At 71.7% G+C, this 17,739-nt stretch carries 15 protein-coding genes; 12 read left to right on the top strand and 3 right to left on the bottom strand.

Annotated features, from left to right (window positions below; translation table 11 throughout):
* Window positions 1-105 precede the first annotated feature (105 nt).
* Window positions 106-951, bottom strand: a complete 846-nt coding sequence (gene ypfJ, locus BLW17_RS00750) for a KPN_02809 family neutral zinc metallopeptidase (protein WP_036732016.1) — start codon at window positions 949-951, stop codon at window positions 106-108.
* 198 nt (window positions 952-1,149) lie between these two features.
* On the opposite strand from ypfJ, the gene BLW17_RS00745 reads away from it, so the two are divergent.
* Both BLW17_RS00745 and BLW17_RS00740 read left to right on the top strand, forming a co-directional pair.
* On the top strand, window positions 1,150-1,746 hold the full coding sequence (locus BLW17_RS00745) for a DedA family protein (protein WP_036709614.1): 597 nt from the start codon (window positions 1,150-1,152) through the stop codon (window positions 1,744-1,746).
* A 26-nt stretch (window positions 1,747-1,772) separates the two neighbouring features.
* Complete coding sequence (locus BLW17_RS00740) at window positions 1,773-2,261, top strand: disulfide bond formation protein B (protein ID WP_036732013.1); 489 nt, start codon at window positions 1,773-1,775, stop codon at window positions 2,259-2,261.
* Between the two features lie 100 nt (window positions 2,262-2,361).
* Here BLW17_RS00740 and BLW17_RS00735 read toward each other — a convergent pair whose 3' ends face one another.
* Window positions 2,362-3,357 (bottom strand): DUF808 domain-containing protein, encoded by a 996-nt coding sequence (locus BLW17_RS00735; RefSeq protein ID WP_036732010.1) that lies wholly within the window; start codon window positions 3,355-3,357, stop codon window positions 2,362-2,364.
* Between the two features lie 198 nt (window positions 3,358-3,555).
* Between BLW17_RS00735 and cobS the strand changes: the two genes are divergently transcribed.
* Both cobS and BLW17_RS00725 read left to right on the top strand, forming a co-directional pair.
* On the top strand, window positions 3,556-4,533 hold the full coding sequence (cobS, locus tag BLW17_RS00730) for a cobaltochelatase subunit CobS (protein ID WP_036709607.1): 978 nt from the start codon (window positions 3,556-3,558) through the stop codon (window positions 4,531-4,533).
* A gap of 116 nt (window positions 4,534-4,649) precedes the next feature.
* Entirely contained in the window at window positions 4,650-5,432 is a 783-nt protein-coding gene (locus tag BLW17_RS00725; protein WP_036732008.1) for a transglutaminase-like domain-containing protein, read from the top strand.
* On the opposite strand, the gene BLW17_RS00720 is transcribed toward BLW17_RS00725, so the two are convergent.
* Window positions 5,422-5,961 carry a hypothetical protein gene (locus tag BLW17_RS00720; RefSeq protein WP_036732005.1) on the bottom strand — a complete coding sequence of 180 codons (540 nt, stop codon included), beginning with the start codon at window positions 5,959-5,961 and terminating at the stop codon, window positions 5,422-5,424. The two genes, BLW17_RS00725 and BLW17_RS00720, sit on opposite strands and share 11 nt — an antisense overlap.
* A 163-nt stretch (window positions 5,962-6,124) precedes the next feature.
* Between BLW17_RS00720 and cobT the strand changes: the two genes are divergently transcribed.
* The 8 genes from cobT (at window position 6,125) to BLW17_RS00680 (ending at window position 17,733) form a co-directional block, all read left to right on the top strand.
* Entirely contained in the window at window positions 6,125-7,987 is a 1,863-nt protein-coding gene (gene cobT / locus BLW17_RS00715; RefSeq protein ID WP_074825965.1) for a cobaltochelatase subunit CobT, read from the top strand.
* Between the two features lie 38 nt (window positions 7,988-8,025).
* Window positions 8,026-9,219, top strand: a complete 1,194-nt coding sequence (locus tag BLW17_RS00710) for a patatin-like phospholipase family protein (RefSeq protein ID WP_052176264.1) — start codon at window positions 8,026-8,028, stop codon at window positions 9,217-9,219.
* A gap of 11 nt (window positions 9,220-9,230) precedes the next feature.
* Complete coding sequence (locus BLW17_RS00705) at window positions 9,231-11,039, top strand: aminopeptidase P family protein (protein WP_036732001.1); 1,809 nt, start codon at window positions 9,231-9,233, stop codon at window positions 11,037-11,039.
* Between the two features lie 151 nt (window positions 11,040-11,190).
* Window positions 11,191-12,570: an FAD-binding oxidoreductase gene (locus tag BLW17_RS00700; protein WP_036731998.1), complete on the top strand. Its 1,380-nt coding sequence runs from the start codon at window positions 11,191-11,193 to the stop codon at window positions 12,568-12,570.
* Between the two features lie 130 nt (window positions 12,571-12,700).
* Window positions 12,701-13,528 carry a glycoside hydrolase family 25 protein gene (locus tag BLW17_RS00695; RefSeq protein WP_036731995.1) on the top strand — a complete coding sequence of 276 codons (828 nt, stop codon included), beginning with the start codon at window positions 12,701-12,703 and terminating at the stop codon, window positions 13,526-13,528.
* A 4-nt stretch (window positions 13,529-13,532) separates the two neighbouring features.
* Window positions 13,533-14,168 (top strand): CPBP family glutamic-type intramembrane protease, encoded by a 636-nt coding sequence (locus BLW17_RS00690; RefSeq protein ID WP_036731992.1) that lies wholly within the window; start codon window positions 13,533-13,535, stop codon window positions 14,166-14,168.
* A 123-nt stretch (window positions 14,169-14,291) separates the two neighbouring features.
* On the top strand, window positions 14,292-16,226 hold the full coding sequence (gene aspS / locus BLW17_RS00685; protein ID WP_036731989.1) for an aspartate--tRNA ligase: 1,935 nt from the start codon (window positions 14,292-14,294) through the stop codon (window positions 16,224-16,226).
* Window positions 16,227-16,365: 139 nt separating this feature from the next.
* Window positions 16,366-17,733, top strand: coding sequence for a DUF1800 domain-containing protein (locus tag BLW17_RS00680; protein ID WP_036731986.1), 1,368 nt, complete (start codon window positions 16,366-16,368; stop codon window positions 17,731-17,733).
* Window positions 17,734-17,739 lie beyond the last annotated feature (6 nt).

Raw genomic sequence — 17,739 nt, 5'->3', positions numbered from 1 at the left:
GTCTTCAATCCCGCCCGAGGGGTGTGCGGCAGGTTGGAAAGCGCAAGCGCCGCGCCCCGGGGTGGGGCGCGGCGCGGCGTGGTCGCGTCTGGCGCGGCTACGGTGTCAGAGACCCGCCTCGGCGAAGCTGTTGCACTGGCGAAGGTCGCCCGAGGCCAGCCCGCGCTGTAGCCACTCGGACCGCTCGGCCGCCGAGCCGTGGGTGAACGAGTCGGGCATCGGCGCGCGGCCGGCCTTTTCCATCAGGATGTCGTCGCCGACGGCGCGGGCGGCGTTGATCGCCTCTTCGATGTCGCCCTGGTCGATGGTGCCGAACTTCTCGCTCGCCTGCCGGGCCCAGATCCCGGCAAAGCAGTCCGCCTGCAGCTCGGTCAGCACCGAGATGCGGTTCGAGTCCACCTCGGACGCCCGGGCGCGCATCTCGTTCACCTTCGACAGGATGCCGATCTGGTTCTGGACATGGTGGCCGATCTCGTGGGCGATCACATAGGCATAGGCGAAATCGCCGCCGGCGCCCATCTTGCCCTTCATCACCCGGAAGAAGTCGGTGTCGAGATACACCTTGCGGTCGTTCGGGCAGTAGAACGGGCCCATCGCCGCCGAGGCGCCGCCGCAGGCCGACTGCACCGCGCCCGAGAACAGCACGAGGCTGGGCTTCTGATAGTCCATGTTGGCCTGCCGGGCGAGCACGTCGGTCCACACCTCTTCGGTGTCGGCCAGCACGACCGAGACGAACTGGCCCATCTCCTGCTCTTCGGCGGTCAGCTGGCGCTGCTCGGTCGGCTGCCCCTGCTCCATCCCGCCGACGAGGGGCGAGATGTCCACGCCGAAGAAATACCCCACCGCGAGCACGACCAGCATCCCGACGAGCCCGATGCCGCCGACACCGGCCGAGCCCATGCTGCGGCGGTCCTCGATATTGCCGCTGCCGCGGCGGCCACGCCATTCCATTTCGCGTCGTCCTCCAGAAGGCTGCGCCGCCGCCGGATCGGGGGCAGGGCGCGTCGATGGCGAATGGTTACGCAGGGTTGACGGCTGCTGCAAGGCGGGGTTTCTGGCCCCGCCGGGCGCAGGCCGGGCAGGGCGCAGCGGCCCCCGATCCCCGGGGGGCGCGCGCGCATGGCACGAGAAACGGCGAGGGCAAGGCGGATGTTCGACTGGGTGGTGTCGGTGATCGGGTCCTGGGGCTATCCGGGCGTCTTCGCGCTGATGCTGCTCGAGAACATCTTTCCGCCGATCCCGTCCGAGGTGATCATGCCGCTGGCCGGCTACCTGGTGGCCGAGGGGCGGCTTGCGCTGCTGCCCACGCTGATCGCGGGGATCGCGGGCTCGGCGCTCGGGACGAGCTTCTGGTTCGTCCTCGGCGCCTGGGTCGGGGCGCCCCGGCTCAAGCGGTGGGCGGCGCGCTGGGGGCGGGTGATGACCGTCTCGCCCGGCGACATCGACCGGGCGCAGGCGTGGTTCGACCGGCACGGCGGCAAGGCGGTGTTCCTCGGCCGGATGATCCCGGCGGTGCGGACGCTGATCTCGGTCCCGGCCGGGATCGCGCGCATGGGCTGGGGGCGGTTCCTCGCCTGGACGCTGCTCGGCTCGGCGATCTGGACCGGGCTGCTGACCGCGGCCGGGTTCCTGCTCTCGGCCAACTACGGGCGTGTCGCGGATGTGATCGACCCGGTCTCGAAACTCGTCGTGGCGGCGGTGGTGCTCGTCTATCTCTACCGCGTCGTCACCTGGCGCCCGCACTGATCCCCCTTTCCCTTCGGAGCCTTCCCATGACCGACCCCCTCGCCCCGCGCTCGCTGGCGCTTGCTGCCGCGGCCGCCTCGGGGCTGCTGCTGCTCGCTGCGCTCGGGTTCCAGGCGGCGGGCTATCGCCCGTGCGAGCTGTGCCTGCTGCAGCGCTGGCCGCATCTTGCGGCGCTGCTGGTTGGCGCGGTGGTGCTGCTGGCCGGATACCGCCCGCTCTGGGCCGGCCTCGGGATGGTCGCGGCGGCGGTGGCCACGGGGCTTGCGCTCTACCACACCGGGGTCGAGCTGCACTGGTGGGCGGGGCCGAGCGCGTGCGCCGGCGGGGTCGCCGATCTCTCGACCATCAGCGCGGCGGACCTCGTGAGCCGCATCCGCGGCGCGCAGGTCGTGCGCTGTGACGAGCCGGCGTGGGTGTTCCTCGGCCTCAGCATGGCGGCGTGGAACGCGCTGATCTCGGCCGGTCTGACGGTGCTCTGGGGTGCGTCGCTCGCGCGGGGTCTGAGCCGCCGCTGACGGAAACGGCGCGGGCCGACACCGCCCGCGCCGCGTCTTTCTGGGCTCAATTGCCCAAATCAGGCCGCGGTCGCGGGGGGAAGCCCGCCGCTTGCCTGTCTCAGGCCTTGCCCACCGCCCGCTGCCCGGCGCGCCACAGCGGCGCGATCACCGCTTTCGACAGCGGGATGAGCAGCAGCCCCAGCGCCAGCCCGAAGATGCCGTCGATCAGCGCGGTGACGAACCAGCTCACCGCCCCGGCCATCGCCGGCACCGCATGGGCGGCACGCTCAGCCTGGGCGTGGATGAAGTCGTAGGGCGCGTGATAGCCCAGCTCGTGCAGCCCGTGGATGACGATGTTGCCGCCGACCCAGATCATCGCCGCGGTGCCGATCACCGTCAGCACCTTCATGAACCCCGGCATCGCCCGCACCAGCGTCCGCCCGGCCGAGGCCCAGAAGCCCGAGCGGGTCCGCACCAGCGCCACGCCGTAGTCGTCGGCCTTCACGATCAGCGCGACGAAGCCATAAACCCCGACCGTGATGATGACGGCGACGAAGGCCAACGCCGCCGCCTCCATGGCGAACTTGCCGGGGCCGTGGATGTCCTGCTCGACCACCAGCCGCGACACCTCGTTCAACGCGATGGTCATGATCTCGGCCGAGAGGATGAAGTCGGTCTTGATCGCGCCCGCAACCTTTTCCTCCTCCAGATGGGCGGGGTCGCTGGTGTCGATCTCGATCTCGGCGTGGTCGTCGTGGCCGCCCGAGATCGCGTGCCACACCTTCTCGGCCCCCTCGAAGCAGAGATAGGCGCCCCCGACCATCAGCAGCGGCGCGATGGCCCAGGGCGCAAAGGCCGACAACAGCAGCGCCACCGGCAACAGGATCACCAGCTTGTTGAAGATCGAGCCCTTGGCGATGCGCCAGATGATCGGCACCTCGCGGTCGGCGTCGAAGCCGTGGACGTATTTCGGCGTCACCGCCGCATCGTCGATCACCGCGCCGGCCGCCTTGGCGGTGGCCTTGGCCGACATCCCCGCGACGTCGTCGACCGAGGCCGCGGCCACCTTGGCGATCCCCGCCACATCGTCCAGAAGCGCGATCAGTCCGCTCATCTCGGTGCTCTCGTCTAAGGTTCAGTCCCCGGTGGTGCCCGTGAACGCCGGACGCGTCAATCGGTTCGCGCGGCCCGGGCCCGCAGCGCCGCAGCGTCCGGCCTAACGCGCGCCGCAGACGAGCGAGGCCCCCCGCGGTCCCTTGCACCCCGGGCGCGGATGCTCCATCACGGCTCGACAGGCGAAGGGGACCGAGCGATGGCCGATCTGGATATGCACGCGAAACCGACCGAAGAGATCGACGTCCGCGACGTCTTCGGGATCGACAGCGACATCAAGGTCAGGGGCTTCGCCGAGCGCACCGAGCGCGTGCCGGACCTCGACAGCACCTACAAGTTCGACCCCGACACCACGCTCGCCATCCTCGCGGGGTTTGCCTACAATCGCCGGGTGATGATCCAGGGCTACCACGGCACCGGGAAATCCACCCATATCGAGCAGGTCGCGGCGCGCCTCAACTGGCCCTGCGTGCGCGTCAACCTCGACAGCCACGTGAGCCGCATCGACCTGATCGGCAAGGACGCGATCAAGCTGGTGGACGGCAAGCAGGTCACCGTGTTCCACGAGGGCATCCTGCCCTGGGCGCTCAGGAACCCGACCGCGATCGTCTTCGACGAATACGACGCCGGGCGCGCGGACGTGATGTTCGTGATCCAGCGGGTGCTCGAGGCGGACGGTAAGCTGACGCTGCTCGACCAGAACGAGGTCATCACCCCGAACCCGTATTTCCGCCTGTTCGCCACCGCCAACACGGTGGGCCTGGGCGACACGACGGGCCTCTATCACGGCACCCAGCAGATCAACCAGGGCCAGATGGACCGCTGGAACCTGGTCGCCACGCTGAACTACCTCAGCCACGACGCCGAGACGGCGATCGTCATCGCCAAGGTGCCGCAGTACAACACCGAGAAGGGCCGCAAGATCGTGGCCCAGATGGTGACGCTGGCCGACCTGACGCGCACCGCCTTCATGCAGGGTGACCTGTCGACGGTGATGAGCCCGCGGACGGTCATCTCGTGGGCGCAGAACGCGCGCATCTTCGACAGCGTGGGCTATGCCTTCCGGCTGACCTTCCTGAACAAGTGCGACGAGTTGGAACGCCAGACGGTGGCCGAGTTCTACCAGCGCCTCTTCGACGAGGAACTGCCTGAAAGCGCGGCAGCCCGCGCCGGCTGAGCGCAGCCGGCCCCCACCGTCCCGATCCGTCGCCACGTCGCGCGCCCCGCCCCCTTGCCGGGGCGAGGGCGCCGCGTAGGGATGGCGGCCACGCCCCAGCCTCAGCAGGACCTGCCATGCGCCTTTCGATCGACGTCGCGCTCGACTACGCGCTGAGCGCGCCCGGCCCCGCCATCCTGTCGATCGAGGCCGCCGGCGCGCTGGGGCAAGAGATCGTGCAGGCCCACATCGACCTCGGCCCGCTCGAGCATTTCGCCCGCGTCCCCGGCGAAGAGGGGATTGGCGAGAAGATCGTCGTGCGCGCCGCCGACCACCTGACCTGCAGCTACCGCGCCGAGGTCGAGGTGACGCGGCCGCGCCCGGACTTCGCGGCGCTCTCGGACGTGCCGTTCGACCAGCTGCCGGGCGACGCGCTGCGCTATCTGCTGCCCTCGCGCTACTGCCCCTCGGACCGCTTCGTGACCTTCGCGGGCCAGCAGTTCGGCGGGCTGACCGGGGGTGCGCGGGTCGCGGCGATCCGCGACTGGATCGCCGGCCACCTGACCTATGTCAGCGGGTCGAGCACCATCGACACCACCGCCATCGACAGCTTCATCGACCGGCAGGGGGTCTGCCGCGACTACGCCCATCTGATGATCACGCTGTGCCGCGCGGCCCAGGTGCCGGCGCGCATCGCCAGCGTCTTCGCGCCCGGCGTGACGCCGCCCGACTTCCACGCGGTGACCGAGGTCTATCTGGACGGCGCATGGCACCTGATCGACGCGACGGGGATGGCCCACGCCGACCAGATGGCGCTGATCGCGGTCGGCCGCGACGCGCTCGACGTGGCGTTCCTGACCACGATGACCAACGCCACCATGCAGCGCCAGAGCGTCGCGGTCAGCGAGATCAGCGGGTGAAGTCGACCAGCGCGCGGTAAAGCTCGGGCGGCAGCGCCTGCGGGTCCGAGATGGTGATCGTCGTCCCGGCCGGCAGCGCCGCCGGATCGTCTGGCAGCCCCGCCGCGCCGCGCGCCGCCATGTCCGCGGTCGCCGCAGCGCCCGGCAACGTGCCGTCCGGCCGCGCGGGCGCGATCCCGCCCCCTGGCGCGCGCACCAGCGGCGGCAAGCTCGGCATCGCGGGCATCACCGCCACCCCGCCCGCGCCACGGGCCTGCACCGGCCCCTGCGCCGCCAGCGCCTCGCCCTGCGCCGCGGCCAGACGGGCCTCGAGTTCCGCGTTGCGCTGCGCGTCCAGCGCCGCGAGCTGGGCATTCACCTGCGCCTGCACGTCGCGCTGCATCTGCGCGGTCACGGCGCCCAACTGCGCGTTGACCGCCGCCACCCCCTCGGTGAAGCCCCGCTGATACTCCGCCCGGCAGGCGTCCGCCGCCAGCGCCGGCAGCGGCGCAAGGGTGGTGAGCAGAAGGCAGAAAGCGGCGCGGCGCATGGGCGGTCCTCCGGGTCGGGCGTCGCGCCCCAACGTCGCCCGGTGCGGCATCGTTTCTTTCCGGCGGAAATACCGCGGGGTCCGGGGCAGCGCCCCCGGTCCGGCGCGTCGCGGCCCGCCGCGCCGTATGGACAGCCGCCCCGGAACGGCCTACAACACCCCCATGAAACCCGCCGACAACCCCGCCGATCCGTTCAAGAAGGCGCTGGCCGAGGCCACCCGCGCGCTGGCCGACGAGCGTGAGCTGAACGTCACCTACACCGCCGACCCCTCGGGCGTCGCGGGCGACACCATGCGCCTGCCGCAGGTCAGCCGCCGGATGACGCGCGAGGAGATCCTGCTCGCCCGCGGCACCGCCGATGCGCTCGCCATGCGGCTGCGCCACCACGACGACGCCACCCACGCCCGCTACGCCCCCGCGGGGCCGATGGCGCGCGAGCTCTACGAGGCGATGGAGACCGCGCGCTGCGAGGCGCTGGGGGCCCGCGACATGCCCGGGGCGCTGTCGAACATCGACGCGCGGCTCGGGGCCGAGGCCGAGCGCAAGGGCTACGGCCAGATCCGCGCCGCCGCCGACGCGCCGCTGGCCGCCGCGGCCGGCTATCTGGTCCGGCAGACCGCGACGGGGCGGGCGCTGCCGCCCGCGGCCCAGCACGTCGCCGACCTGTGGCGCCCGTTCGTCGAGCAGCAGGCGGGCGGCGCGCTCGCCGACGTCAACGCGGCGCTCGCCGATCAGGCGGCCTTCGCGCGGCTCGCCCGGCGGATGATCGCGGAACTCGGCTACGGCGACCAGCTGGGCGACGACCCCGACGAGCCGCAGCAGGACGAGGCCGACGAGAACGCCGAGCCCGATCCCGAATCGGGCGACAACCAGTCCCGCGAGGAGCAGGAGGGCGACGACGCCGAGGCCAGCCCCGAGCGCAGCCAGGAGCGGACCGAGGACGAGCGCCAGGCGCAGGTCAGCCTCGACGACCAGTCCGAGGAGGAGCTGGTCGAAGACGCCGAGATGCCGGACAGCGAGATGCCGCCCGAGCTGCCGCCGCCGGTCAGCGAGGCCTCGACCGACTACAAGGTCTTCACCCAGACCTTCGACGAGGAGATCCGGGCCGAGGATCTGGCCGAGCCGGCCGAGCTCGAGCGGCTGCGGGCCTATCTCGACAAGCAGCTCGAACCGCTGAAGGGCGCGGTCTCGCGGCTGGCCAACAAGCTGCAGCGCCGCCTGCAGGCGCAGCAGAACCGCAGCTGGGAGTTCGACAAGGAAGAAGGGGTGCTCGACGCCGGCCGCCTTGCGCGCGTGGTGGCGAACCCGACGACGCCGCTCAGCTTCAAGGTCGAGAAGGACACCGAGTTCCGCGACACGGTGGTGACGCTGCTGATCGACAACTCGGGCTCGATGCGCGGCCGGCCGATCTCGATCGCGGCGGTCTGCGCTGACGTGCTGGCCCGCACGCTCGAACGCAGCCAGGTCAAGGTCGATATCCTCGGCTTCACCACCCGCGCCTGGAAGGGCGGGCAGAGCCGCGAGGCGTGGCTCAAGGCCGGGCGCCCGGCCACGCCGGGGCGGCTCAACGACCTGCGCCACATCATCTACAAATCCGCCGACGCGCCGTGGCGGCGGGTGCGCCCCAACCTCGGGCTGATGATGAAAGAGGGACTCCTGAAGGAGAACATCGACGGCGAGGCGCTGGAATGGGCGCACCGCCGGATGGTGCGGCGGACCGAGGCGCGCAAGATCCTGATGGTGATCTCGGACGGGGCGCCGGTCGATGATTCCACGCTGTCGGTGAACCCGGCGAACTACCTGGAAAAGCACCTGCGCGACGTGATCGCGATGGTGGAAAAGCGCCGCCAGGTCGAGCTGATCGCCATCGGCATCGGCCATGACGTGACCCGCTACTACCAGCGCGCGGTGACGATCACCGACGCCGAGCAGCTCGCGGGGGCGATCACCGAACAGCTCGCCGCGCTGTTCGAAAGCGATCCGCGGAAACGCGCGCGGGCGCTGGCCGGCAGCGCGCGGCGCTGAGGGTGAAGATGGGCATGAGAGGCAGGGGCCGGGACCGGATGACGACAGCGAACCGCGCGGGCCGGGGCGCCCGCACACTCGTGCTGCTGGCTGCGGCACTCTCGACCGCCGCCTGCGACCTCGGGCCGGTGCGCCACCTGCCCGCGGTGCCCGCATCCGTGACGCTCACGGCCGAGCCGCCCGGCTACGGCCGCATCCGTGCCTATGGCAACGTCATCGGCCCCAGCGACGCGCAGACCGATTCGCTGGGCACGGCGGCGCTCGCGCGGCTACGCGGCACCGACGCGGTGGACATCCTCGCGCTGTCGGGCGGCGGCGACGGCGGGGCGTTCGGCGCCGGGCTGCTGATCGGCTGGACCCAGCGCGGCGACCGGCCCGAGTTCGACATGGTCACCGGCGTCTCGACCGGGGCGCTGATCGCGCCGCTCGCGTTCCTCGGACCGCGGTACGACAACGAGCTCAAGCGGTCCTACACCCAGACCCGGCGCTCGGACGTGGTGCTGCTGAAACCGCTGCAGGTGCTGACCGGGGCGCCGTCGGTCGGCGACAGCTCGCCCTTGCGCGAACGCATCGCCGCCATCGTCACCCCGACGATGGTGGACGAGATCGCGGCCGAGCGGCGCAAAGGGCGGATGCTGCTGATCGGCACCACCAACCTCGACGCCCAGCGGCAGGTGATCTGGGACATCGGCCGCATCGCGGCCTCGGGCCAGCCCGACCGGGTCGACCTGATCCGCGCCATCCTGCTCGCCTCGGCCTCGATCCCAGCGGCCTTCCCGCCGGTCGCCATCGACGTCGTCGCCGAAGGCCACCGCTTCCAGGAGATGCACGTGGACGGCGGCGTGACCCGCGGGGTCTTCGCCTATCCGCCCGAGGTCACGCTGCCGCCGCGCCGCGGGCCGCGGCGGATGTGGGTGGTGCGGAACTCGAAGCTCTCGCCTGAGCCGGAGACGGTGGCGCAGAACGCGCTGGCCATCGCCGGGCGCAGCCTCAGCACGATGATCAAGGCGCAGTCGCTGGTCGACATCACCGAGATGGAGCGGCTGGCCCGGCGCGACGGCTTCGACTTCCACGTGACCGCGGTGCCGCCGGCACTGCGGTTGCCGCAGGGGCTGCCGTTCGATCCGGTCTACATGAACACCGTCTATCGGGCCGGGCTCGCCACCGGGCAATCGCGGCACGGCTGGGCCTCGGACCCGGCGCCGCTGCTGGGTCCGGCGGCGTCGAACTGAGGGGGCCGGGCATGGGCTGGCAGAGCTTCGAGTCGGGCGCCGCGCCCGCGGACGCCGCCCCGCGCATCGCCGCGCTGCGGGCGTGGATGGCCGACCGCGGGATCGATGCGGTGCTGGTGCCGCGCGCCGACGCGCATCAGGGCGAATACGTGGCCGACTGCGACGCGCGGCTGCGCTGGCTGACCGGGTTTTCCGGCAGCGCCGGCTTCGCGATCGTGACCGCCGACCGCGCGGGCGTCTTCATCGACGGCCGCTACCGGGTGCAGGTTCGGGCCGAGACCGATCCGGCGGTGCTGACCCCGGTGAACTGGCCCGAGACCGGCGCCGCCGACTGGCTGCGCGCGGCGCTGCCCCAAGGCGGGGTGGTCGGGTTCGACCCCTGGCTGCACGGCGTGACCGAGATCGAGGCGCTTACCGCGAAGCTCGACGGCAGCGGCGTCACGCTGATGCCTGTCGAGAACCCCGTCGATGCGATCTGGACCGACCGCCCGGCCCCGCCCGTGGGCACGGCGCGCCTGCACCCCGAGGCGCTGGCCGGAGCGTCGGCCGAGGCGCGGCGGGCGCAGGTGGCGGCTGACCTGAAGGCCGCGGGGCAGGGGGCGGCGGTACTGACGCTGCCCGACAGCATCTCGTGGCTGCTGAACCTGCGCGGGGCCGACATTCCCCGCAACCCGGTGGTGCAGAGCTTCGCCATCATCGACGACACCGGCGCCGTGCAGCTGTTCGCCGCGCCAGAGAAGTTCACGCCCGACGTGCGCGCAGCCTTGGGCAACGCCGTCGCCATCGCGCCGCCCGAGGATTTCGCCGCCGCGCTGTCGGCCCTGAAGGGCGCGGTGCGGATCGACCCCGAAAGCGCGCCGGTGGCGGTCGCCGCGGCGCTGACGGCGGCCGGCGCGACCGTGGTGCGCGACCGCGACCCGGTGGCGCTGCCCAAGGCGCGCAAGACCGCGGCCGAGTTGCAGGGGATGCGCGACGCCCATCTCGCCGACGCGGTGGCGATGGTCCGCATCCTCGCGTGGATCGACGCCCAGACCCCCGGCCGCTTCTCCGAGATCGACGTGGTCCGCGCGCTCGAAGGGTTCCGCCGCGAGGCGGGGGCCACCGACATCAGCTTCGACACGATCAGCGGCGCCGGGCCGAACGGCGCCATCGTGCACTATCGCGTGACCGAGGCGAGCAACCGGACCGTGGGCGCGGGCGAGCTGCTGCTGCTCGATTCGGGCGGGCAGTATCCGATGGGGACCACCGACGTCACCCGCACCATCGCCGTCGGCCCTGCGCCCGAGGCCGCCCGCGACGCCTATACCCGCGTCCTGCAGGGCCTGATCGGCCTGTCGCGGCTGCGCTTTCCGCGCGGCCTCGCCGGGCGCGACATCGAGGCGGTGGCCCGCGCGCCGCTGTGGCAGGCGGGGATGGATTTCGACCACGGCACCGGGCACGGCGTCGGCGCGGCGCTCTGCGTCCATGAGGGGCCGCTCAGGATCTCGCGCCGGTCCGAACTGCCGCTCGAGCCGGGGATGATCTTCTCGAACGAGCCGGGGTATTACCGCGAGGGGGAATGGGGCATCCGCCTCGAGAACCTGATCGCGGTCGAGCCGGCGACCGGCCCGGACGGGCGCGACCTTCTGGGGTTCGAGACGCTGACGCTGGTGCCCCTCGACCGGCGCCTGATCGAGCCGGGGATGCTGAGCCGGGCCGAGATCGCCTGGCTCGACGCCTATCACGCCCGCGTCGCGGCCGAGTGCGGGCCGCGGCTGCCCCCCGATTTGCGCGGCTGGCTGGCCGCAGCCACGGCGCCGCTGGGCGATCTGACGGTCTGACCGCCTGCCGCCGCGCTTCGGCAGCGGGGCAGGGGTAATCGGGCCGGCAAGAAGCCCGATCTGGTATGCCATCCGGGGTTGAGGCTCGGGCCCCGCGGGTGCAAGACTGCGCGCCGTCACCCCCTGCCGCTCGAGCCCGAGGACCCCAGCCATGCCCATCGCCGATCACATCCTCTCGGAACTGCGCGCGGTGCTTGGCGACCGGCTGTCCACCGGCGAATCGGATCGCACGCTGCATGGCGCGTCCGAGACGTTCCACAGCGCGCCGCCGCCCGATGCCGTGGCCTGGCCGCTGACGACCGAAGAGGTCTCCGCCGTCCTCAAGATCTGCAACGCCCACGGCGTGCCGGTGATCGGCTGGGGCACCGGCACCTCGCTCGAGGGGCACGCGCTCGCCGTGCGCGGCGGGCTGGTTCTCGACATGATGCGGATGGACCGGGTGCTCGACATCCGCCCCGCCGACCTGCTGGCCGTGGTCCAGCCCGGCGTCACCCGCGAAGCGCTGAACACCGAACTGCGCGCCACCGGCCTCATGTTCCCCGTCGATCCCGGCGCCAACGCCAGCCTCGGCGGCATGGCCTCGACCCGCGCGAGCGGCACCACGGCGGTCCGCTACGGCACCATGCGGCAGAACGTGCTGGGGCTCGAGGCGGTGCTGGCCGACGGCACCATCATCCGCACCGGCAGCCGGGCGGCGAAATCCTCGGCCGGCTACGACCTCACCGCGCTGCTGGTCGGGTCCGAGGGCACACTCGGGATCATCACCGAGCTGACGCTGCGCCTGCACGGCCAGCCCGAGGACGTGGCCGCCGCCGTCTGCGCCTTCCCGACGCTCGAGGACGCGGTGACCTGCGTCGCGCAGACCATGCAGATGGGCGTGCCGATGGCGCGGATCGAGTTCATGGACGCGCTCGGGATGCGGGCGGTGAACCTGCATCTCGGCTCGAACTACCCCGAGCAGCCGCATCTGATGGTCGAGTTCAACGGCGCCCCCGAGGCGGTCAAGCGCGACGCCGAGCTCTTCGGCGCTATCGCCGAAGAGCATCACGGCGCGGGCTTCGCCTGGGCCACCAGCCTCGAAGAGCGCAACCGGCTGTGGGCGGCGCGCCATGCCTCCTATTACGCGGCGCTGAAGCTGCGCCCCGGGGCCACGGGGATCAGCACCGACATCTGCGTGCCGATGTCCGAGCTGCCGGCGGCGGTGGCGGCGGCTGCGGCCGACATGCACGCCTCGGGGCTGATCGGGGATGTGGTGGGGCACGTCGGCGACGGCAACTTCCACGTGCTGATGCTGCTCGAGCCCGGCAACCAGGCCGAGATCGCCATCGCCAAGGGCGTGGCCGAGCGCATGGCGCACCGCGCGCTCGCCGTCGGCGGCACGATCAGCGGCGAGCACGGCATCGGGGTCGGGAAGCGCGGCCTGATGGAGGCGCAGCACGGCCCCGCCTGGGCCGTGATGGGCACGATCAAGCGGGCGCTCGACCCCAACAACATCATGAACCCGGGCAAGATGGTGCCCGACATGAACTGACCCCACGCGGCCGCTGACGGTTTCGTGAACGGCCCCGCCTGACCGCCGCCGCCGGGTCCGCTTGGCGTTTGCCGCGGGCCTGTGGAATAGTCCCGGGCAAAAGAAGAAATACGGGATCGAGGCGGGACGCATGAAACTCTGGATCAAGGCGGTCGCGCTGGCGGCGATGACGGCGCTGGCAGGCTGCGGGGGCGGCAGCACGCGCCACGTGGTGACGGACGCGAGCATCGGCTCGGGCCAGTCGGTGCAGGGCGGCTTCGTCGGCGGCGCGGTGCCTGCGCTCGGCGACAGCGCGCCCCATGTCTGGACCTCGGGCCACCCCTACAACCACCAGGTCCACGGCGTCGACGTCTCGCGCTATCAGGGCAACGTGGACTGGCACACCGCCCGCCGGGCCGGCATCAGCTTCGCCTTCATCAAGGCGACCGAGGGTGCCGACCACTCGGACCCCGCCTTCCGCACCTACTGGGCCGGGGCCGGGCAGGCCGGCATCCCGCGCGGCGCCTATCACTTCTACTACTTCTGCCGCTCGGGCGCCGAGCAGGCGGCGTGGTTCATCGCCAACGTCCCGCGTGAGCGCGGCGCGCTGCCGCCGGTGCTGGACCTCGAGTGGAACCACCAGTCGCGGACCTGCCGCTTCCGCCCGAGCCCCGCCGAGGTGCACCGCGAGATCAACACCTTCTTGACCATCGTCGGCAATCACTACGGGCAGCGGCCGGTCATCTACACCACCGTCGACTTCTACCACGACAACGCACTGGGGCAGGTCAGGGCCGAGTTCTGGCTGCGCTCGGTCGCCGATCACCCGTCGCGGATCTACCCCGGCCAGCGCTGGACCTTCTGGCAGTACACCGGCACGGGGACGTCCCCGGGCTTCGGCGGCAACGTCGATCTGAACGCCTTTGCCGGCAGTCGCGCCCAGTGGAACCGCTGGGTGGCCTCCCGGTCGCAGCGCTGATCCCATGCAGCGCGCCGGACGCTGGGCCGAGTTCCTCGTCCTCTTCATCGGCGCGCCGCTGGCGATGGCGCTGTTCCTGCCGCCGCGCGGGCTGTTCCCGGCGCTCTTCGGCTTCACGCTCGCCGGGCTGGCGCTGATCTGGTGGACCGGAGAGTTCGACTGGCGCGAGCTCGTCCGCGGCTGGCGCCGGATCCGCTGGGGCCGCATGGCGCTGTTCAGCCTCGGCGTGGGGCTGACCGGCTACGCGATCATGGTAGCCACCCATCCAGGGTTCCAGATCAACACCTCGCGCGCGTGGCTGCGCTTCGTGCCGTTCATCCTGATCTTCTACCCGCTGCTCTCGGCGCTGCCGCAGGAGCTGATCTTCCGCGCCCTCTACTTCCACCGCTACGCCCCCCTGATGGGCAGCGCGCGCAGCGCCCGGCTGGTGAACGCGGCGGTGTTTTCCTTCGCCCACCTCATGTACTGGTCGGCGGTCGTGGCGGTGATGACCTTCGTGGGCGGGCTGATCTTCGCCCGCCTCTACCAGCAGCGCGGGTTCCCGGCCGCCTGGGTCGCCCACGCCATCGCCGGCAATGTGCTCTTCGTCGTCGGGATGGGGGCGTTCTTCTATTCCGGCAACGTGGTGCGGCCATTCTGAGCGCCCGCCGCACCCGCGCTCGTCGGCAAATATCCGGCGCGTCCCGGCCGGCGCCCGGGTCCTGCGGCTTGACACCGCGCGCCCTGCGGCGTTGAAGCGCTGCGGACAACAAAGGACAGCCCGATGAACGCCTACCGCACCCACACCTGCGGCGCCCTGACCGCGGCCGACGCCGGCCAGACCGTCCGCCTGTCGGGATGGGTCCACCGGGTCCGCGACCACGGCGGCGTGCTGTTCATCGACCTGCGCGACCACTACGGCATGACCCAGGTGATCGCCGACGCCGACAGCCCGGCCTTTGCCACGCTGGAAAAGCTGCGCGCCGAGACCGTCATCCGCATCGACGGGCGCGTGAAGCTGCGCGACGCGGCGCTGGTGAACCCCAAGCTGCCGACCGGCGAGATCGAGGTCTACGCCACCGACGTGGCCATCCTCAGCCCCGCCGACGAGCTGCCGCTGCCGGTCTTCGGCGACCAGGACTACCCCGAGGAAACCCGCCTCGCCTATCGCTTCCTCGACCTGCGGCGCGAGTCGCTGCACGCCAACATCATGCTGCGCGCACGGGTCGTGAAATGGCTGCGCGACGCGATGTGGGACGCGGGCTTCACCGAGTTCCAGACCCCGATCATCACCGCCTCGTCGCCCGAGGGCGCGCGCGACTTCCTCGTGCCCTCGCGGCTGCATCCGGGGAAGTTCTACGCCCTGCCGCAGGCCCCCCAGCAGTTCAAGCAGCTGATCATGGTGGCGGGCTTCGACCGCTACTTCCAGATCGCGCCCTGCTTCCGCGACGAGGACCCGCGCGCCGACCGCTCGCCCACCGATTTCTACCAGCTCGACATCGAGATGTCCTTTGTCGAGCAGAAGGACGTGTTCGCGGCCGTCCAGCCGGTGATCCAGGGCCTGTTCGAGACCTTCGGCGGCGGCCGCCGCGTGGACGCCGACTGGCCGCTGATCCCCTATGTCGAGAGCCTGCGGAAGTACGGCACCGACAAACCGGACCTGCGCAACCCGATCGAGATGGTGGACGTCTCGGACCACTTCCGCGGCTCGGGCTTCGGCATCTTCGCCAAGCTGCTCGAGCAGGACGGCACTGAGATACGCGCCATCCCCGCGCCGACCGGCGGCTCGCGCAAGTTCGCCGACCGGATGAACGCCTTCGCGCAGGCGCAGGGCCTGCCCGGGATGGGCTACATCTTCTGGCGGAAACGTTCCAGCGCAACATCGCTTGAGGAGTTGCTCAACACTCCGGTCAGCGAAGTGGTTAACCCAGAAGAGCAGCTGGAGTCAGACCGCCAAGCGCTTGTTCGTATTCAGAAAGCACATCAAAGTCAAAAAGTCGACGAGATGGGACGCATATTCAACGCGTTTTTTGGTCCAATTGAAGCGGCTGGCCCCGTCGCCAAGGCGCTTGGCCCCGAGGGTGCCGAGGCGATCCGCACCCAGCTTGGGCTGGGCGAGGGCGATGCCGTGTTCTTTCTCGGCGGCAAGCCGGCCGACTTCGAGGCCGTCGCCGGCCGCGCCCGGACCGAGATCGGTCGCGAGCTGGGCCTGATCGACGAGAACCAGTTCAAGTTCGCCTGGATCGTCGATTTCCCGATGTACGAGCGCGGCGACGACGGCAAGATCGACTTCTCGCACAACCCCTTCTCGATGCCGCAGGGCGGGCTCGAGGCGCTTTCGGGCGACCCGCTCAAGGTCCACGCCTGGCAGTATGACCTCGCCTGCAACGGCTACGAGCTGATCTCGGGCGGCATCCGCAACCACACGCCCGAGATCATGTTCAAGGCCTTCGAACTGGCCGGCTACGGCCGCGACGAGGTCGAGAAGCGATTCGGCGGCATGGTCAAGGCGTTCCGCTATGGCGCCCCGCCGCACGGCGGCTGCGCCGCGGGCATCGACCGGATCGTGATGCTGCTCGCCGACGAGAGCAACATCCGTGAGGTCATCATGTTCCCGATGAACCAGCGTGCCGAGGACTTGATGATGGGCGCGCCGAGCGAGCCCACGAACGAGCAGCTGCGCGAGTTGCGCCTGCGGGTGCTGCCGAAGGACGCCTGAGCGGCCGGCGCGCGCGGCCCCGACTGAGCGGCAGGCGGGTTGCCGCCCGCCGCGCATCAGCTTTGCGTGAGGGGCGGTGCGCGCCCGCCCCGGCCCTGCGATAACGGCAGGGGCGCAGCCCGCGCCCGAGGACGCGCCGATGCGCCCGCCCGACGATCCCGCCCTCGCCGCGATCCGGCTGGGCTTCGGCCTCTCGCCGCGTTTGGCCCCGCCTGCGGACCTCGCGGGCGTGCTCGCGGGGGTCGCGGACGCCGCCCGCCCGGACGGCTGGACCCGCGACGAGGCCACCGCCGCGATTATCCGCCTCGACGACGCGCGCAAGGCGCGGGACGCGGGCAGGCTCGACCCCGCGGGCTACAAGGCGCTGGCCGATGCGATCGACCAGCAGCGGCTGGTCGTGCTGCAACGGCGGATCGCGCGGGCGCTCGACGCGCCCTCGGGGTTCGGCGAGCGGCTCGTGCAGTTCTGGGCCGATCACTTCACCACCGTGCCGCAGAACCCGCCGCAGCACCTGCTGGCCGCCGCGCTGGTCGATGAGGCGATCCGCCCGAACCTCGGCGGGCGCTTGGGCGACATGGTGGTGGCCGCCGTCACCCACCCGATGATGCTGGTCTATCTCAACCAGACGAGCAGCGTCGGGCCGAACTCGCGCGCGGCCATACGGCGGTCGCGCGAGCGGCTGGGGCTGAACGAGAACCTCGCGCGCGAGGTGCTCGAACTGCACACGCTCGGGGTCGGGGCGCCTTACGCGCAGGGCGACGTGCGGGCGCTGGCCGAGCTTTTCACCGGCCTCAGCTTCAACCCCCGCAACCCGGTGCCCTACCGCCCGCAGATGGCTGAGCCGGGGGCCGAGACGGTGCTGGGCCGCCGCTACGGCGGCGACGACCGCGACGGGCTGGCCGAGATCGCCCGCGCGCTCGGCGACCTCGCCGCCGCCCCGGCCACGGCGGCGCATCTGGCCCGCAAGCTCGCCATTCATTTCGCCGCCGATGACCCGCCCGCGGGGCTGGTCGAGGATCTCGCCGCGACCCTGCGCGGCAGCGGCGGCGATCTGGCGCAGGTCAACGCGGTGCTGGCCGGCCACCCCGACCTTGGCGCGACGTTCCGGGCCAAGGCGCGCCAGCCCTTCGACTTCGTGGTGGCCGGGCTGCGCGCGCTCGGCGTGACGGGGGCCGAGGTGCTGGCGCTGGTGCCGCCCGACGCCAACCGCCTGCTCTGGGCGCCGCTTGCCCGCATGGGCCAGCCCTTCGTCCGCGCCCGCGGCCCCGACGGCTGGCCCGAGGCCGCCGCCGACTGGATCACGCCGCAGACGCTCGCGGCCCGGATCGACTGGGCGCTGAGGGTGCCCGCGCGCTTCGTCGATCCGCTGCCCGACCCCCGCGCGCTGATCGACACCGCCCTCGGCGGCAGCGCGTCCGAGGCGCTCGCCGCCGCCGTCCCGCGGGCCGAGACGGTGCGCGAGGGGGTGGCCCTCGTCCTCGCCTCGACCGACTTCAACCGCCGCTGAAAAGGG

Source organism: Paracoccus sanguinis (genome assembly GCF_900106665.1).
Classification (GTDB): Bacteria; Pseudomonadota; Alphaproteobacteria; order Rhodobacterales; family Rhodobacteraceae; genus Paracoccus; species Paracoccus panacisoli.
Note: the sequence above shows the minus strand (reverse complement) of the source record. Positions and strands in the feature narration are given on the sequence as shown.

What these genes read in the sequence shown, in the direction of transcription:
- BLW17_RS00700 (WP_036731998.1), top strand. Translation starts at nt 11,191, where the DNA reads ATGCCCATCGCCGATCACATCCTCTCGGAACTGCGCGCGGTGCTTGGC.
- BLW17_RS00720 (WP_036732005.1), bottom strand. Translation starts at nt 5,961, where the DNA reads ATGCGCCGCGCCGCTTTCTGCCTTCTGCTCACCACCCTTGCGCCGCTG.
- BLW17_RS00735 (WP_036732010.1), bottom strand. Translation starts at nt 3,357, where the DNA reads ATGAGCGGACTGATCGCGCTTCTGGACGATGTGGCGGGGATCGCCAAG.
- BLW17_RS00745 (WP_036709614.1), top strand. Translation starts at nt 1,150, where the DNA reads ATGTTCGACTGGGTGGTGTCGGTGATCGGGTCCTGGGGCTATCCGGGC.
- BLW17_RS00690 (WP_036731992.1), top strand. Translation starts at nt 13,533, where the DNA reads ATGCAGCGCGCCGGACGCTGGGCCGAGTTCCTCGTCCTCTTCATCGGC.
- BLW17_RS00725 (WP_036732008.1), top strand. Translation starts at nt 4,650, where the DNA reads ATGCGCCTTTCGATCGACGTCGCGCTCGACTACGCGCTGAGCGCGCCC.
- BLW17_RS00740 (WP_036732013.1), top strand. Translation starts at nt 1,773, where the DNA reads ATGACCGACCCCCTCGCCCCGCGCTCGCTGGCGCTTGCTGCCGCGGCC.
- BLW17_RS00680 (WP_036731986.1), top strand. Translation starts at nt 16,366, where the DNA reads ATGCGCCCGCCCGACGATCCCGCCCTCGCCGCGATCCGGCTGGGCTTC.
- ypfJ (WP_036732016.1), bottom strand. Translation starts at nt 951, where the DNA reads ATGGAATGGCGTGGCCGCCGCGGCAGCGGCAATATCGAGGACCGCCGC.
- cobS (WP_036709607.1), top strand. Translation starts at nt 3,556, where the DNA reads ATGGCCGATCTGGATATGCACGCGAAACCGACCGAAGAGATCGACGTC.
- BLW17_RS00695 (WP_036731995.1), top strand. Translation starts at nt 12,701, where the DNA reads ATGAAACTCTGGATCAAGGCGGTCGCGCTGGCGGCGATGACGGCGCTG.
- BLW17_RS00705 (WP_036732001.1), top strand. Translation starts at nt 9,231, where the DNA reads ATGGGCTGGCAGAGCTTCGAGTCGGGCGCCGCGCCCGCGGACGCCGCC.
- cobT (WP_074825965.1), top strand. Translation starts at nt 6,125, where the DNA reads ATGAAACCCGCCGACAACCCCGCCGATCCGTTCAAGAAGGCGCTGGCC.
- aspS (WP_036731989.1), top strand. Translation starts at nt 14,292, where the DNA reads ATGAACGCCTACCGCACCCACACCTGCGGCGCCCTGACCGCGGCCGAC.
- BLW17_RS00710 (WP_052176264.1), top strand. Translation starts at nt 8,026, where the DNA reads ATGACGACAGCGAACCGCGCGGGCCGGGGCGCCCGCACACTCGTGCTG.